This window comes from Streptomyces sp. NPDC005955 (assembly GCF_042871255.1).
Taxonomy (GTDB): Bacteria; Actinomycetota; Actinomycetes; order Streptomycetales; family Streptomycetaceae; genus Streptomyces.
The window spans coordinates 782904-797286 of the sequence record NZ_JBIAIF010000001.1 but is presented as its reverse complement, the minus strand read 5'-3'; the positions used below and the strand labels follow the sequence as shown (position 1 = coordinate 797286).

Below are 14383 nucleotides of genomic sequence, written 5' to 3'. Positions count from 1 at the left end.
CGGACATGAGGTACGTTCGCGACCACTGGGCAGGTGACCATCCGCCTCCCACGGCCGGGACGCGTCCACGACGCTCCCGCCACCCCCTAGACGAGCCCCGGCGCCCACCCCCCCCGGCGCCGGGGCTCCCCCTTGCCCCGGCCCTTCACCCTGGGCGCGCCCGGCACCGCACCGACTCCGCCCACTGACCGGCACACCCTCTCGGGCCAGCCGCCGTCCTACTCAGGCAGCCCGGCCCGCCCGGCCCGCCCGGCCCGCGTCAACCTCTCGCCCAGCTCCCGCACCATCGTCACCAGCTCCGGCGGACCGTCGACCTCGAACGCGCATCCCACCCACGCCAGCCGGAACGCCAGCCACTCCGGTGCGTCCCCCGTGGTCCCGTGCAGCACGCACGTCCCGTCGTCCGCCGGCTCCGGGGTGCCGAACAGACTCGGCAGCCGACCCGCGACCTCCTCCACCGGTGCAGCGAACCTCACGGAGAACGCATAGGTCTTGCGCTGACCACTGATCCGGTCCCGCAGGAACTCGGCCGCATCGCCCTGGGGCAGTTCCCTCGGGGTGAAACGGGCACCCGTTGCCAACGGCTCACCGGCCACCCGGTCCACTCGGAAGGTCCGCCAGTCGCTCCGCTCCACGTCGAACGCCACCAGGTACCAGCGACGTCCCGTGGACACCAGGCGGTGCGGTTCCGTGAGGCGACGGGACTCGGTGCCGTCCACCGAGCGGTAGGCGAACCTCAGACGCTCGTGGCCCGCGATCGCCGATGCCATCACCGTCAACGTCTCCGTGGCGATGGTGGCGCCGTCCCCGCTGATCAGAGGAACCGTCGCCGACTGGAGCACGCTCACCCGGTGCCGTAGTCGACCCGGCAGCACCTGCTCCAGCTTCGCCAACGCCCTCACCGACGCTTCCTCGATCCCTTCCACCGCGTGGCCCGCACCGGCCCGCAGACCCACCGCGATGGCCACGGCCTCCTCGTCGTCCAGGACCAGAGGCGGCAACGCCTTCCCCGCCACCAACCGGTACCCGCCGTCCGCTCCGCGTGCCGCCTGCACGGGATAGCCCAGCTCGCGGAGCCGGTCGATGTCCCGACGCACCGTGCGGCGGGAGACCCCGAGCCGCTGGGACAGCTCACCGCCGGGCCACTCACGAGGTGTCTGGAGCAACGACAGGAGCTGGAGGAGCCGAGCCGAAGTGTCTGTTGTCGTCATGCCCCACAGAATGCCGCGGAAAGAGGTCACGATCTGACCTAATGCACCCCTAGTTTGGGCGGCATGACCTCACCGACATCCCCTTCGTCAACGGTGCCCGCGCCGGCGCCCGTTCCCGACAGCGGACCCTCTGCCGGCGCGCACCCGCTCGGAGGAGGGGCCAGCCCCGCGCCCGACGCCGCCGGGCCCGCCCCGGCCGGTGCGGGCCCCACGGACGCCCGCACGGGATCGGCGAGCACTGCCCCCGCACCCGGAAGCGGCACGCCGGACCGGCGGCGCTGGTTCGCCCTGGCGATCGTCATGACCGCGGCGTTCATGGACCTCGTCGACGTGACGATCGTCAACATCGCCATCCCCGCGATCCAGCGGGACGAGGGCGCCAGCTTCAGTCACATCCAGTGGATCACCGCGGGATACGCGCTCGCCTTCGCGGCCGGACTCATCACCGGCGGCCGCCTCGGCGACATCCACGGCCGCAAGCGGGTCTTCCTCATCGGCATAGCGGGCTTCACCGTCGCGTCCGCGCTCTGCGGGCTCGCCGTCAACCCCGACATGCTGGTCGCCTCCCGCATCCTCCAGGGTGCGACGGCCGCCCTGATGGTGCCGCAGGTGCTGTCGATCGTCCATGCGACGTTCCCCGCCCACGAGCGCGGAAAGGTCTTCGGGCTGTTCGGTGCGGTGGTCGGACTCGGCGCGGTCTCCGGTCCGTTGCTGGGCGCACTGCTCACCCAGTGGAACCTCTTCGGCCTGGAGTGGCGGCCGATCTTCCTGATCAACCTGCCCGTGGGCGTCCTCGGACTGGTACTCGGCCGCAAGTTCATCACCGAATCGAAGGCACCCCAGGCCCTCAAGCTCGACCTCGTCGGCGTCGCCCTGGTCACCGGCGGCCTGCTGATGCTGCTCTACCCGCTCACGCACGGAAGAGAACTCGGCTGGCCGATGTGGGGGTACGCGTCGATGGTGGGGGCGTTCGCCGTCTTCGCGGCACTCGTCGCGTACGAGCGGCGCAAGGCGCGCCAGGACGGCTCGCCGCTGGTCGAACTGTCGCTGTTCCGGGTGAAGAGCTTCGCCGCGGGAATCGCCGTGCAGACCGTCTTCGGGATCGGCCTCGGCATCTTCTTCCTGGTCTGGACCCTCTACATGCAGATCGGCCTGGGGTGGAGCCCCCTGCGCGCCGGACTCACCGGAGTCCCGTTCTCCATCGCGGTCTCCGTCGCCGCGGGCGTCTCGGTCCAGCTGCTCGTCCCGCGGTTCGGACGGAAGGTGCTTCAGGCCGGTGCCCTGACCATGGCGGCGGGCGTGCTGCTCTACATCTGGGAGGCCGACCACTTCGGCGCGGACGTCACCGCCTGGCAGATGGCGCTGCCGCTCGTCTTCATGGGCATCGGCATGGGACTGATCGTCGCGCCGCTGACGGACGCGATCCTCTCCGAAGTGCCGCGTCAGCACGCCGGATCGGCGTCGGGGCTGATCAACACCGTTCAGCAGATGGGCAACGCCCTCGGCCTGGGCCTGGTCTCCGTCGTGTTCTTCGGCGTCATCGACGAGCGCGTGCCGCGGACGGCGCTGGGCGAGGAGTTCGCGAACGGCTTCGAGAACGCGCTGGGCTACGTCGTTGTCGTGCTGCTGGTCATCTTCGGGCTGATGTTCCTGCTGCCGCGCAAGCCCGGCACCGGGCTGGAGGCGGGGACCGCAGCGGACGAAGGGCCCGTCGACCCGGCCGCCGGGGCACCGGCAACGGCACCGGGCGGCTCGGCCGGAACCGTCCAGGAGGACGCGCAGCGCCGCAAGGTCCTCACGCACTGATCGTTCGAGCGGGCCTGTGCGGGGGCTCCGCCCGAAAGGGCCGCCAGGTGGACGCGGACTCCGTGTCCACCTGGCGGTCTCGCCGCATCCGCCAGGTGTGGCGCCACCTCGTGCGGCGATCGGCCGGCGCCCGGTGATCAGCCCCCGCAGGGCACGTAGCCCTGAGCGAACGGCGAGCTGCCATCCGAACATTCGGTTGGTGTCGAGAACGGTGGTCCTGTTCCTCATGGTGATCTCCCCCGTGAACGTGCTGCGCGAAGGCTCCGCGGAGGGCCCGCGTGGCGGGGCCGCGACCTTCTGCCGTAAACGGTAGCCGGGTCCCTCGCGTCCCGCTGAGCCTGTGGATAACTCCGACGGGACGGTGCCCGCTCCTCCAGCGACTTCCGGATTTCCGGCATGCAGGGTCATTCCTGTGCCGGCTCCCGAGCGTGTTCGTCAGGTGATCTGTTCACCCGCACCCTGCCCGTCGACCCCACCGGTCCGCTCGAAGGTGGACCCGCCCTCAGAGGTGGTAGACCGTCACAGGCCATCACATGAACCGGACATGGGGCGCCATGCGCCGCTTAATCCCCTTAGACCCCTGTTGTAGACCCCATCGCCTGAGGTCTACTGTCGACATGCCTGAGCACATGTCGACCCTCCAGCAACTGGGCGCCGCCGCCCTCGTGCTGGCCGCCGTCCTGTGGACGGTGATTCTGATACGGCTCCTGCGCAGGGAACCCCGCCCGGGCCCGTCCGCTCCACGGCCTGACACGCTCCAGGCGGGCACCTTCCCGTCGCGACCCGACGTCACCGGCGATGCGGTCGACGTACCCGTGGCACCCGCCCAGCCGAACGTGACCAGCCCGTTCGCGCACCGCGCGCGCCGCCCCCGCACCCACCACCACCGTGCAGTCAGGACCGGTCGGGCAACGCTACGCGCCCTGCCGCGCCAACACACGCCGATCACCGACTCCGTCACCCTCACACCGGCTGAGCGCGCCGCGTTCGACGCACTGGTTCAGCAGTGGGGCCACGACGATCCCCCGCCCCGGCCCTGAACCGCCGCCCCCGCGAAAGCATCACCGCAGGCCTACGGCGGACCGTCCTGCACCGGCGGGTTACCGGCGGGTTCCGGATCACGGGAACGTCGAAGACGTCGAGGCACGAAGCGTGGTGAGAGCGGGCCAGCGCAGGGAACGGGCAGACGGAAGCACCCGCCCGACTACCGAGCCGCGCTGCTGGACGGGTTGGGGAGGAGCCTGCGCGGCTCTAGGCTCCGGGAGCCCGGGAAGCGCGGCGCTCCACCGCCTCCCGGGCAGCGTCCTCGCTCTCGTAGACCTCGCACATGTGACGGCCGTCGGGCGTCGCCGTGTGCTCGACCTCCCAGAGGCTGACCTCGCGCCCGTCACTCAGGAGGAACGCATGCTCGTACAGCGAGAACGAGAACGCAGTCACCCCCTCGACGCTGGGCAACGGTCGTCCGAACGCCTGCGTGATCTGATGCGCGCAGGCGTTCTGCAGGAGCAGGGCCATGTCCGCGCCAGGCCCGTCCGTGTTCTCGGCTCGACGCAGTAAACGGCGTGCGTGGTCCGCGGAGTCATCCGGCGCGTAATCGTGGCGAGGCCGGGGCGCGGGCGCCAAATGAATTACAACGGGCAACTCGAAGTCCGGGGTCTCCGCCGGGAGGGGCAACCGGGTCGTGGCGGTCCGTACGTCTTCTTCTTCCGTGTACAGCTCGTGCAGCAACTGCCCGCGCCCGCCGGGACCCGTGTTGTGCACCAGCTCCCACAAGGTGAGCGCACTGCCGTCAGCGAGCAGCCACGTGTGACGGTACGTCTCGCGGTGCAGCCCCCTGCTGTGGTGCGCGGAGTGCAGCGAACTGTCGTGCGCGAGCGCGCAGTCGAGGCGGCTTATGGTCTCGTCCGGCAGCTCGAAGGAGTTGAGGGCACGCCCGAGGAGTCGAGCGAGGTGCTCCTCAGGAGACTCGGACGACTCGGGTGGCTCGTGCGCCGACGCATGCGGACCGCTCAAGGCACCTCCCCGTGTTAGCTGCTAGTCACTTCGTGGGTGCATACCGTAGCCCCTCCATGGGACGTCATGTCCAGGAACCGGGAAAACGTCCGAGCCGCGCAGGAAGTTCCCGCGCGACGCGCAACACCCCGACCTTCACATGACAATCCCGTATCCAAGGATCACTCATTCCCACGAGGTGCGATCGCCAATACCCGTATGCACCAACACACCTGATGGAGCGACGGGTACGAGACATCCGCTTCCGACGACAACTGGCCGACGGGAGCGACGACCGACGAGACGTCTCGAGGTACGACGAGGCCAGCGGGAGGTTGACGGCGGCTGCGGATGACTTGAAGCCGCCCCTGTCCGACGGCAGGTAGATCCCGGGGTGACTCGACGGGAGGAACGAAGGACGAAGGTCGGACCCAGGCTATACGGCACTGCCGGCCAGCCAAGCGTTCCAGGGCATGTTCCACCCGTTGAGGCTGTTGGCAGGTGCGATCGTCGTACCGGAAGAGTTCTACACCACCACGCCGTCCCCGCCGTGGAACTGTCGTAGAAGCGCCTACCCGGGGTGTCGCTGCTCGCCCCCTGCGCATCTCGCAGATCCACGTCCCCGTGGCCGGTCCCTGCCCTCCCGAACGGCGGGTTCCCGCGCGGGTACCAATAGTTGCCGTGAATGAACGTTCCTGCCTGCGAAAGACGCATGGCATGCGGTACATCCGGATGTCGCAGCGGTTGACGGGGTCCTCGTTGAACGTGAACGGGATCTGCGTTCCCGCGCCGACCGTCTTGCCCCCGTCCGGCGCGTACGAACCGATGAAGCAGTTCACCCTGGTTCCGTTGGCGGACGCGCCGGTGGACCCGTCCTTGGCGGGGATGGCTATGCGGGCAGGCGGTGCCTCGGTGGTGCTGCTGACCTGGTTGTCGCCCTTGCTGTCCTCGTCGGCCTGGGCGTCGTTGCCGCACGTGGTCAGTGCCAGTACCCCCACGGCCTGTGCTGCACGGCCCGTCGCACCCCGCCGCCGCAGGCGGCTCCCCGAAGTCGACGGCCTGTGAGTAGCAGCGGCGATTCCCGGCCGAGGGGGATTCGCGAAACGCGTCGCCATGCGTGGTTGATGTCGCGAGCTGCTTCAGTTGCTCACAGTTCACATGGGCTGGGCGATCTGCTCCCAGTTCGAGAGGGGGGTTGGCTCAGCGCCGAATCGTTCCTTCTGGTTCTGGCTCGTGACGGTCCGGCACGTGACCGCTGAGATCAGCCGTCGCGCAACTCCGTCAACTCCGTGTAGGAGGGAAAGACGCCTCCCGTGCTGGTCGTCGACTCGGCTGCCCGTACGGCGCGGACGATCGCGCGCGTCACCATGTCAGCCCCGGCGGCGAGCACGTCGTTCAGTGCCAAGGGGTCGTCGTCCGGTGAGAGTGCGTGCTGACCCGACGCGAGGGCGAACACGGTGTCACCGTCGTTGAGTAGGTGCACTGGACGGACGGCCCGAGCGATCCCGTCATGTGCCGTACCGGCGAGCTTCTGGGCCTGGGCCCTCGTCAGGTCGGCGTCCGTCGCCACGACGGCCAGCGTGGTGTTCAGGGGCGGCGCGGCCAGCCGCGTCGACGCCGCGTGCCCCGCGGACTCCGCGTTCCTCCGGGCGGCGTTTTCGAGCAGCCGTTCGGCCCGATCGAGTAGCACCCGATCGGGATAGGTCACCTTGCCCTCGAAGTACTCCCCGTACAGCACACCCGTCCGTGCGTCCCATGCGGACCCGGCTGCGTTCGCCACCACCAGCGCGGCCACGACCACCCCCGAGGCCAAGCGGGTGCTGGCCGTGCCCACCCCGCCCTTGAGTCGACCCACGACACTGCCGGTGCCGGCGCCCACCCCACCCACGGGAACCGGCGCACGGAGACCGCTGGCAGCCGCTGCCTCCACCGCCGCCCTACCGGTCGACGCATCCGGCCGCGCCCGGAAGTCACCACCGCGTCCCAGGTCGAAGACGCATGCCGCGGGAACGACCGGCACGACGTGTGAGGGGGCCGAGCCGACTCTCACGCCTCGGCCCCGGTCCTCCAACCAGCCCATCACGCCGGTCGCCGCGTCCAGTCCGTACGCGCTGCCTCCGGTCAGCACCACCGCATCGATGCGCTGCACCACGTTGCGAGGGTCGAGCGCATCCGTCTCCTTGGTGCCGGGTCCGCCTCCGCGCACGTCGACGGCGGCCGTGACCCCGCCTTCCGGCGCGAGTACGACCGTGGTGCCCGTCAGATAGCCGTCCCCAACCAAGGTCGCATGGCCGACCCGCAGTCCGGCCACATCGGTGAGCGCGTCGACCAGAGCGGGCAGGTCACTCGGCTCCTGGGCGCTGTGCGCAGTCTGCTCCGTCATGGACCCTGGGTACCACGTGGCGTAGCCATGTACGTCGAGGTGACCACCGGGTCGTGAGCCGGTGTCCGCGCAGACCGAGTAGATCGCGGAGCATGTGCAGATCGCGGAGCACGTGCCGGCCGGCTGCCTTGAACAGCGCCGTCCACACCTGGACCAGCAGCGAGACCATCGACGGCTCGCCGCAGTACACGGTGGAGTCCGTAGGTGCTTCGGGCGCCGCCCCTTCCGTCCGTTCGCCGGCGGCGGGTCCCGGGGCGTGGTTCCGCGGCACGCTGCGCGGGACCTGTACGCGGTTGCGTGGGCGGGCGGGCGCGCGGCTGCGGGAACCTTCCGGGCGCGGGCCGCTCCCGGAGCCCGTGCGCCGCGCCGTCCGCCCGTCGGCTCCCGTCTGCCCGTCGACTTCCGTCGGGCCGTGACTCCCGCGGGGTGCGTCGTTCGCTGCGTCGGGTGTCCCGGGGGCCGCACGCGGTCGTTTCCGTGGCGCGGGCCGTGCCGTGGGGGTCAGCCCGTTGTTCGTCCTGACGTCCGACGGGCCGTCCGGGACGACAGGGCCATGCCGACCGTGATCGTGACCGTCAGCACCAGCCCGGCTGCCAGCACGGACCACTGGCCGGCGAACGTGCAGGCGAGGACCGCCAGGGTCGTCGCCGGCAGGACCGACTGCCCCGCGATCCCGTGCTTGGAACGCCGGGCCAGCAGCCACCACACGGTCAGCAGGTACACCGCCGTGGGGATGGTCACCGAGGCGCTCGCCGCCAGCTGGGAGACGTGGGCCTGTCCCACGGTGTGTTCCACGAAGATCTCGGTGCCCGCGCCGATCGCCGCCGCCGAGCCCAGCACGAGGTAGTGGCCGTACCCCCACAGGAACGCCTGGCGGTTGCTGATCGTGCGGCTGCGGTTCGGCACCGCAAAGTAGATCCACCACGCGGCGAACACGATCAGCAGACTGCCGATCGAGACGGGGATCAATCGGCCCAACTCGTCGTGCTCGTCGACGGCCGACTTCACGGCGACGGTGGCCGCCGCGATCGACTCGCCCAGCACGATGATCGTGAACAGTCCGTACCGTTCCGCGATGTGGTGGGGGTGCCACGCCGTCGAGTGCTTCCGCTCCGCCACTGCCGGTACGGACAGCTCCGCGATCGCCATCGCCAGGAACGTCCACGGGAGGGCGTCCTCCGGGAGGAGGAGCAAGAACAGCCACCCCACCTGGCACAGCGCGATGCCGATCGCGTACCGCATGGCCGTGCTGCGTTCGGCCCCGGTGCATCCGCGTGCTGCCCTCAGCCACTGGGTCACCATCGCGAGGCGCATGATCAGATAGCCGAGCCAGACCACGAAGAAGTGATGCGCGAACGCCTCCGACACCCCGGCAGCCAGCACCAGGACACCGGCCATCTGCACCAGCGTGACCACTCTGAACAACGCGTCGTCGTTGTCGTAGGCCGACGCGAACCAGCTGAAGTTGACCCACGCCCAGAAGATCGCGAAGAAGACCATCGCGTAGTTCAGCACCCCCTCCCCGGCGTGGCCCTCGACCACGGAGTGCACCAGCGAGCCGCCCGCCTGCGCGACGGCCACCACGAAGCACAGGTCGAAGAAGAGTTCCAGGGGAGACGCCACACGGTGCGCTTCGTCCCGTCCGCGGGCGACCAAGGGGCGCAGTGGCGCCCCGGGCCCGGCCGCCGACGGGGAGCTGGAGGAGGTCATGCCAGCAGCTCAGCAGAACGGGGCGGTGACCCGGGGGCGCGGACGCCCTGTGTCGGCCGAGATACCGCCTAACGCGCACCGCGAAGGGTCCGTCCGCGAGGTCCTGTGGGGTCCTGCCCTCGGCCCGCTGGCGCGCACGATCCTCCCGCGGGCGGGGAGCGGGCCGGTCCGTGTGGCACGGGTCGGGGTTGCACCCTGCGTACGCTGGAGGCATGAGTACCCGTCCCGCGTCCGAGCCACGAGACCCCCGACCTGCGCTGATCTTCGACGACCCGCTGTCGCAGCCGGCGCCGGACGACTCGGACCGGGGCTGGGGCGACGCCCCGGCGTCCAGCGGCGACGCCGCCTCCGACCTGGCACGGTTCCTCGATGAGAAGCCGCCCCACCACCTCTGAATCCAGCGCCACAACCGGGGTGCCGGGCGTCCGTCACCGTGGCCGGAGCTGCCCGGGCCGGAGGAACGCCTCCCCGGTGACCCCGGGGATCGGTGCACGGCGTCCAGGAGCCGGCGGCGGCTGAGCGCACGCGAGCCCCGCGCGCACCGGCCGACGAGGGCGTCCACCAGGTCGCGCGGGGCTCGTCCCCGCTGAGCCGTTACAGCCGGTCGGTCCCCGGACCCGTAGCCGGACCGGTGCCTGTTCCCGGACCGGTACCCGTGCCCGTGCCTGTTCCCGGACCGCGCTGTGCCACCAGGGCGTCGCGGATCTCCTTGAGCACCTCCAGCTCGGACACCTCGATGACTTCCTGTGCGCCTTCCTTGGCGGCCCTGCGGTCCGCCTGACGCGCCAGGTACTTCGACATCGGCAGCACCATCAGGAAGTACACGACCGCCGCGGTGATCACGAAGGTGAGCGCCGCGCTGAGAACCGATCCCCACATGATCGGGATGCCGCTCGTGGCCGTTCCGGTCTTCGCGTCGTAGCTGCAGGGCCCCTTCAAGCAGGAGCTGTACGCGTCCAGGTTCTTGGTGCCGAACGCGCCGACGAGAGGGTTGATCACGCCCTTCACCACGGAGTTCACGACGTTCGTGAACGCGGCGCCGATGACCACGGCCACCGCCAGGTCGATCACGTTCCCCCGCATGAGGAACGCCTTGAAGCCTTCCCAGATGTTCGGCTTCTTCTTCTCGCTCACTAGGAGGCCCCTCTTCGCACGTACAGCTTGCGGAACAAACAACTCCGCAACCTACGTCAGGGCTCCGCCACCCTGTCCAATCCGTTGACGCGATGGAGTGACGTGAGAGTGAACGGATGGTGGCGATCGCTCGGAGGGCATTACGGGGCCACCGGTGGGTGTTCATCGCAGGACCACCGCCAGTCGGGACCCGCTGGCGCCCGCGAGTCGGGTAGCGGCGCCGCGGGTCGTCGCGAGGACCACCAAGGCCCCGCCCTCCGCCGCCCCGTCGGCGGTCGGGGGCAGTTCGACCACGCGCACCCCGGCCGCCACGACCCTGCCGGACCGGCCCGACGGGGTACCGTCCGTCGCGATGACGTCGATGCGGTCGCCGCGCTTCAGGAGCCGTGCGACCGCCGGGTCGGCGATGCGTACGGGTGCGCGTACCCAGTCCGCCACGGCGGGTCGCTCCGATGCCGGCTCGTGTTCCCGCGGGGCGGCAGGGCCGGCCTTCCCGTCCGTTCCGGGCGGAGGCAGCCGTGGTTCGAGGGACAGCAGCGCGACCGCGGTTGCCACTAGGCACACCGCTGCGGCCCGCCGCCCGTGACGGGTGATCCTGCGCAACGGCGGGAGTCCGCCGCGAACCCGCACCGGAGGGAAGGGGGGCACCGCGCTCGTCGGCGGGACCTCGCTGCGGACCGGCGGGGCGGTGGGTTCCTCCGTGGTGCGGCGCCCTTCGGAGGGCGGCCACAGGTACCGGGAGGACTGGGCCGCGGGGGGCCGGGAGGCAGGGGGCGAGTGGGGATGCGGCACGGTTCACCACCGGGGAGGGAAGGACACGTTGCCGTCCACCTTGAGGGACGGGACGAATCCTTGCTGGCGGGTGTGGGCGCCCCGGCCGTTGTGGATAACTGCCTCACCCGAACGGGTAGTTCCGCGAAGCAGGGGTTGCTGTAGAGCCTCCGGGCGCAGCGGACTCTGCTCCCGGACCCCGTGTCACTACCGTCCCCGGAGCCGCCCCGAGGCCCGGAGCCACCTGCGGTCCAGAGCCACGTGCGGACCGGAACTACCTGCGGTCCAGAGCCACCTGCGGACCGGAACTACCTGCGGTCCGGGGCTGCCCGCGGCCCCGCCGCTGCCGCACCGCCGGCGGCGACGGGGCCGGTCCGGGTCCTACGGCAGTTCCACGCCCGTGTCGGTTCCGGCCAGGGCGCCCGTGCACAGGCAGTCCCGCTCGGCGTCCGCGGGGAGCCCGGCCACCGTGTCGAACAGGACCGTCCGGAGCCGGTCGACGTTCGTGGCGAAGACCTTGAGGACCTCCTCGTGCGAGACGCCGTCCCCGGTCTCCGCACCGGCGTCCAGGTCGGTCACCAGGGTCATCGAGGTGTAACAGAGCGCGAGTTCACGGGCGAGCACCGCCTCGGGGTGCCCGGTCATCCCGACCACGGACCAGCCCTGGGCGGCGTGCCACAGGGATTCCGCCCTGGTGGAGAACCGGGGGCCTTCGATCACCACCAGCGTGCCGCCGTCCACCGGTTCCCAGTCGAGGCTGCGGGCGGCCTTCACCGCGATGCGACGGCCCGTGGAGCAGTAGGGGTCGGCGAACGACACGTGGACGACGTTCGGAACGGTTCCGTCGGGGCGCGGAACGCCGTCGAAGTAGGTCTGCGCACGGGACTTCGTCCGGTCGACCAACTGGTCGGGGACGAGCAGGGTTCCCGGGCCGTACTCGGTCCGCAGCCCTCCCACCGCACAGGGGCCGAGCACCTGCCGCACCCCCACGGACCGCAGGGCCCAGAGGTTGGCGCGGTAGTTGATGCGGTGCGGCGGCAGGTGGTGGCCGCGGCCGTGCCGGGGCAGGAACGCGACCCGGCGGCCGGCGATCTCGCCGATGAAGAGTGCGTCGCTCGGAGCCCCGTAGGGGGTGTCGACGTGCACTTCGGTCACGTTGTCGAGGAAGGAGTAGAAGCCGGACCCGCCGATCACGCCGATCTCTGCTCGGTGCGCCGCAAAGGTGTCGGGCGTTGCGCTGTCCACCGGGGAGGGCTCGGCCGAGGTGCCGGCCGCCGTCGGCGCGGGGGCCTCCGGCGTGTTCCCACGGGCCGCTCGTGTCACGTTCGCCTTGTCTGCCATGGTCCGCACAGTAGCCGTGGGGGACAGCACGGAGGGACCCCGCGTCCTCGGACGGTCGGGGTCCCTCAGCGTGTGCGGCCCCCTACGGGGCCGACGGGGCGTTCAGACGTGAGCGGGTGAGGCGCTCAGGCCGCGGACGAGCTGCTCGTGCTCGACGAGCTGCTCGACGAAGTGGACGTCGAGGTGCTTGACGAAGTGCTCGACGAGGACGTCGACGACTCGCCGGAACCGGAGGAACCGGACCCGGACGACTTCGACGCGGCGGCGGGCGAGCTGCTCGACGACGAACCGCGGCTGTCGTTGCGGTAGAAGCCGGATCCCTTGAAGACGATGCCGACGGCGGAGAACACCTTCTTGAGGCGGCCACCGCAGTTGGGGCACTCGGTCAGGGCGTCGTCGGTGAACTTCTGCACCGCTTCGAGGCCCTCACCGCACTCGGTGCACTGGTACTGGTACGTCGGCACTTGCATCCTCCTGGCACTCTCACTCAATGAGTGCTAACGACGGTCCATAGTGACGTATTCCGTTGAATCAGTCCACCGGCACCGGTGTGCGGTGACCCACGCCACGTGCCACGGTCCGTTCGACGGCCGGTGCCGCGAGCCGGGAACGAAGGCTCACCAGGACCACCAGGGCGAGAGCGGTGCCCCCCAGCGGTACCAGGAATCCGGCACCGTCCCAGGCCCGGTCCTCCAGCTGGCCGGCGGTCGTGACCGCGGCGGCCTGACCGAGCGCGACGGCCGCGGTCAGCAGCGTGAACGCCTCGGTGCGGGCGGTCGGCGGGACGAGGCGTTCGACGAGCGTGTACCCGGTGACCAGCCCCGGGGCGATGCTCATGCCGACGAGGAGCCCGAGGCCCGCGAGCAGCACGGGCGACTGGGCGGCCCACAGCCCCGAGGTGGTGACGACCAGTGCGAGGTACCCGAGGACCAGTCGGTTGTGGGGCGCCGACTTCCAGGCGAGTGCCCCGCAGAGCAGCCCGGCGAGCATGTTGCCCGCGGCGAACACGCCGTACAGCACACCGTTGAGGCCGGGCTCACCGATCGACTGCGTGTAGGCGGCGAGGGAGACCTGGAGGCCGCCGAAGACGGTGCCGATGCCCAGGAAGGCGACGATCAGTACGCGTACGCCGGGCACCCGCAGGGCGGATGAGTGTTCCACGCGCGCGGGGGCACCGTTCGCGCCCCGGACGCCCGCAGCCGTGCCCGTGCCTCTACCCGTGTCCGCACCGGTGTCTGCCAGCGCGTGCGCACCTGCGTCCGCGCCGCCGCGCCGTCGCGCCGGTACGGGCTCCGTGGCCTTCTGTGCGGCGAAGAGCAGACCGCCGACCAGGGTGAGGCCCGCCTCGGTGAGCAGTCCCGCGGCCGGGTGCACCGAGGTGCACAGCGCGGTCGCGAACAGCGGACCCAGGACGAAGGTCAGCTCGTCGGTGACGGACTCGAAGGCCGCCGCGGTCGTCACGAGCGGTGAACCGTTCAGGGTCACGCCCCAGCGGGCGCGCACCATGGGGCCCACCTGCGGTACCGAGGCACCGGTCGGCACGGCCGCCACGAACAGGGCCCACAGCGGGGCGTCGGCGAGGGCGAGGGCCGTCAGGCCGACGACGGAGGCCGTGTGCAGCAGCACGCCGGGGACCAGGACCGCGCGCTGTCCGAAGCGGTCGGCGTACTTGCCGGCCAGTGGCCCGAACACCGCCATGGAGACGCCGGTGACCGCGGACACCGCGCCCGCGATGCCGTAGGAGTCCGTCGTGTGCTCGACCAGCAGCACGATCGAGATGATCAGCATGGCGAACGGAAGACGAGCGGCGAACCCGGGAAGCAGGAACGTCCAGGCGCCGGGTGTGCGCAGAAGCTGCCCGTAGCCGGGGCGGGCGGGCTTCGAGGTGACCGTGGGTGCCACGGCCCGTGCCTTTCTGCCGCCTGGTGACAGTGCCGCCGCGCGGGGCTGTCGAGAGCTGTCCTCTTGCGCTGAACTGCGGTAGATACCGGGCCGCCCACAGCGAAGGGGCATCGCGACGGCCGGCCGCCATACG

13 protein-coding genes and 1 pseudogene are annotated in these 14383 nt (G+C 70.8%); 4 read left to right on the top strand and 10 right to left on the bottom strand.

Features of this window, described 5'->3' with window-relative positions; translation table 11 throughout:
• Nucleotides 1–218: 218 nt before the first annotated feature.
• A complete protein-coding gene (locus ACFYOU_RS03410) occupies nucleotides 219–1211 on the bottom strand; it encodes a WYL domain-containing protein (protein WP_391303183.1) in 993 nt (330 codons plus the stop codon).
• A gap of 300 nt (nucleotides 1212–1511) precedes the next feature.
• On the opposite strand from ACFYOU_RS03410, the gene ACFYOU_RS03405 reads away from it, so the two are divergent.
• Together ACFYOU_RS03405 and ACFYOU_RS03400 are read left to right on the top strand one after the other, a co-directional pair.
• Nucleotides 1512–3017, top strand: coding sequence for a DHA2 family efflux MFS transporter permease subunit (locus ACFYOU_RS03405; RefSeq protein ID WP_391303774.1), 1506 nt, complete (start codon nucleotides 1512–1514; stop codon nucleotides 3015–3017).
• A gap of 617 nt (nucleotides 3018–3634) precedes the next feature.
• A complete protein-coding gene (locus tag ACFYOU_RS03400) occupies nucleotides 3635–4057 on the top strand; it encodes a hypothetical protein (protein WP_391303180.1) in 423 nt (140 codons plus the stop codon).
• Between the two features lie 211 nt (nucleotides 4058–4268).
• On the opposite strand, the gene ACFYOU_RS03395 is transcribed toward ACFYOU_RS03400, so the two are convergent.
• Together ACFYOU_RS03395 and ACFYOU_RS03390 are read right to left on the bottom strand one after the other, a co-directional pair.
• A complete protein-coding gene (locus ACFYOU_RS03395; RefSeq protein WP_385493919.1) occupies nucleotides 4269–5030 on the bottom strand; it encodes a DUF6227 family protein in 762 nt (253 codons plus the stop codon).
• A 415-nt stretch (nucleotides 5031–5445) separates the two neighbouring features.
• Nucleotides 5446–5741, bottom strand: a pseudogene (locus tag ACFYOU_RS03390) (hypothetical protein); the annotation flags it as partial.
• On the opposite strand from ACFYOU_RS03390, the gene ACFYOU_RS03385 reads away from it, so the two are divergent.
• Nucleotides 5727–6074, top strand: a complete 348-nt coding sequence (locus ACFYOU_RS03385) for a hypothetical protein (RefSeq protein WP_391303789.1) — start codon at nucleotides 5727–5729, stop codon at nucleotides 6072–6074. The pseudogene ACFYOU_RS03390 and the gene ACFYOU_RS03385 sit on opposite strands and share 15 nt — an antisense overlap.
• 196 nt (nucleotides 6075–6270) lie before the next feature.
• Here the strand turns inward: ACFYOU_RS03385 and ACFYOU_RS03380 are convergent, their stop codons facing one another.
• Complete coding sequence (locus tag ACFYOU_RS03380; RefSeq protein ID WP_391303178.1) at nucleotides 6271–7392, bottom strand: P1 family peptidase; 1122 nt, start codon at nucleotides 7390–7392, stop codon at nucleotides 6271–6273.
• Between the two features lie 501 nt (nucleotides 7393–7893).
• Nucleotides 7894–9102 (bottom strand): low temperature requirement protein A, encoded by a 1209-nt coding sequence (locus ACFYOU_RS03375; protein WP_391303176.1) that lies wholly within the window; start codon nucleotides 9100–9102, stop codon nucleotides 7894–7896.
• Nucleotides 9103–9314: 212 nt separating this feature from the next.
• On the opposite strand from ACFYOU_RS03375, the gene ACFYOU_RS03370 reads away from it, so the two are divergent.
• Nucleotides 9315–9497, top strand: a complete 183-nt coding sequence (locus ACFYOU_RS03370; protein WP_389772037.1) for a hypothetical protein — start codon at nucleotides 9315–9317, stop codon at nucleotides 9495–9497.
• 199 nt (nucleotides 9498–9696) lie between these two features.
• Here the strand turns inward: ACFYOU_RS03370 and ACFYOU_RS03365 are convergent, their stop codons facing one another.
• The 5 genes from ACFYOU_RS03365 to ACFYOU_RS03345 form a co-directional block, all read right to left on the bottom strand.
• Nucleotides 9697–10236 carry an MscL family protein gene (locus ACFYOU_RS03365; RefSeq protein ID WP_389772040.1) on the bottom strand — a complete coding sequence of 180 codons (540 nt, stop codon included), beginning with the start codon at nucleotides 10234–10236 and terminating at the stop codon, nucleotides 9697–9699.
• A 162-nt stretch (nucleotides 10237–10398) separates the two neighbouring features.
• Nucleotides 10399–10674, bottom strand: a complete 276-nt coding sequence (locus tag ACFYOU_RS03360) for a hypothetical protein (RefSeq protein ID WP_391303173.1) — start codon at nucleotides 10672–10674, stop codon at nucleotides 10399–10401.
• 714 nt (nucleotides 10675–11388) lie between these two features.
• Entirely contained in the window at nucleotides 11389–12348 is a 960-nt protein-coding gene (locus ACFYOU_RS03355) for an S-methyl-5'-thioadenosine phosphorylase (RefSeq protein ID WP_391303171.1), read from the bottom strand.
• Between the two features lie 125 nt (nucleotides 12349–12473).
• Nucleotides 12474–12812, bottom strand: a complete 339-nt coding sequence (locus ACFYOU_RS03350; RefSeq protein WP_391303169.1) for an FmdB family zinc ribbon protein — start codon at nucleotides 12810–12812, stop codon at nucleotides 12474–12476.
• A gap of 67 nt (nucleotides 12813–12879) precedes the next feature.
• Nucleotides 12880–14250 carry an MFS transporter gene (locus ACFYOU_RS03345; RefSeq protein WP_391303167.1) on the bottom strand — a complete coding sequence of 457 codons (1371 nt, stop codon included), beginning with the start codon at nucleotides 14248–14250 and terminating at the stop codon, nucleotides 12880–12882.
• Nucleotides 14251–14383 lie beyond the last annotated feature (133 nt).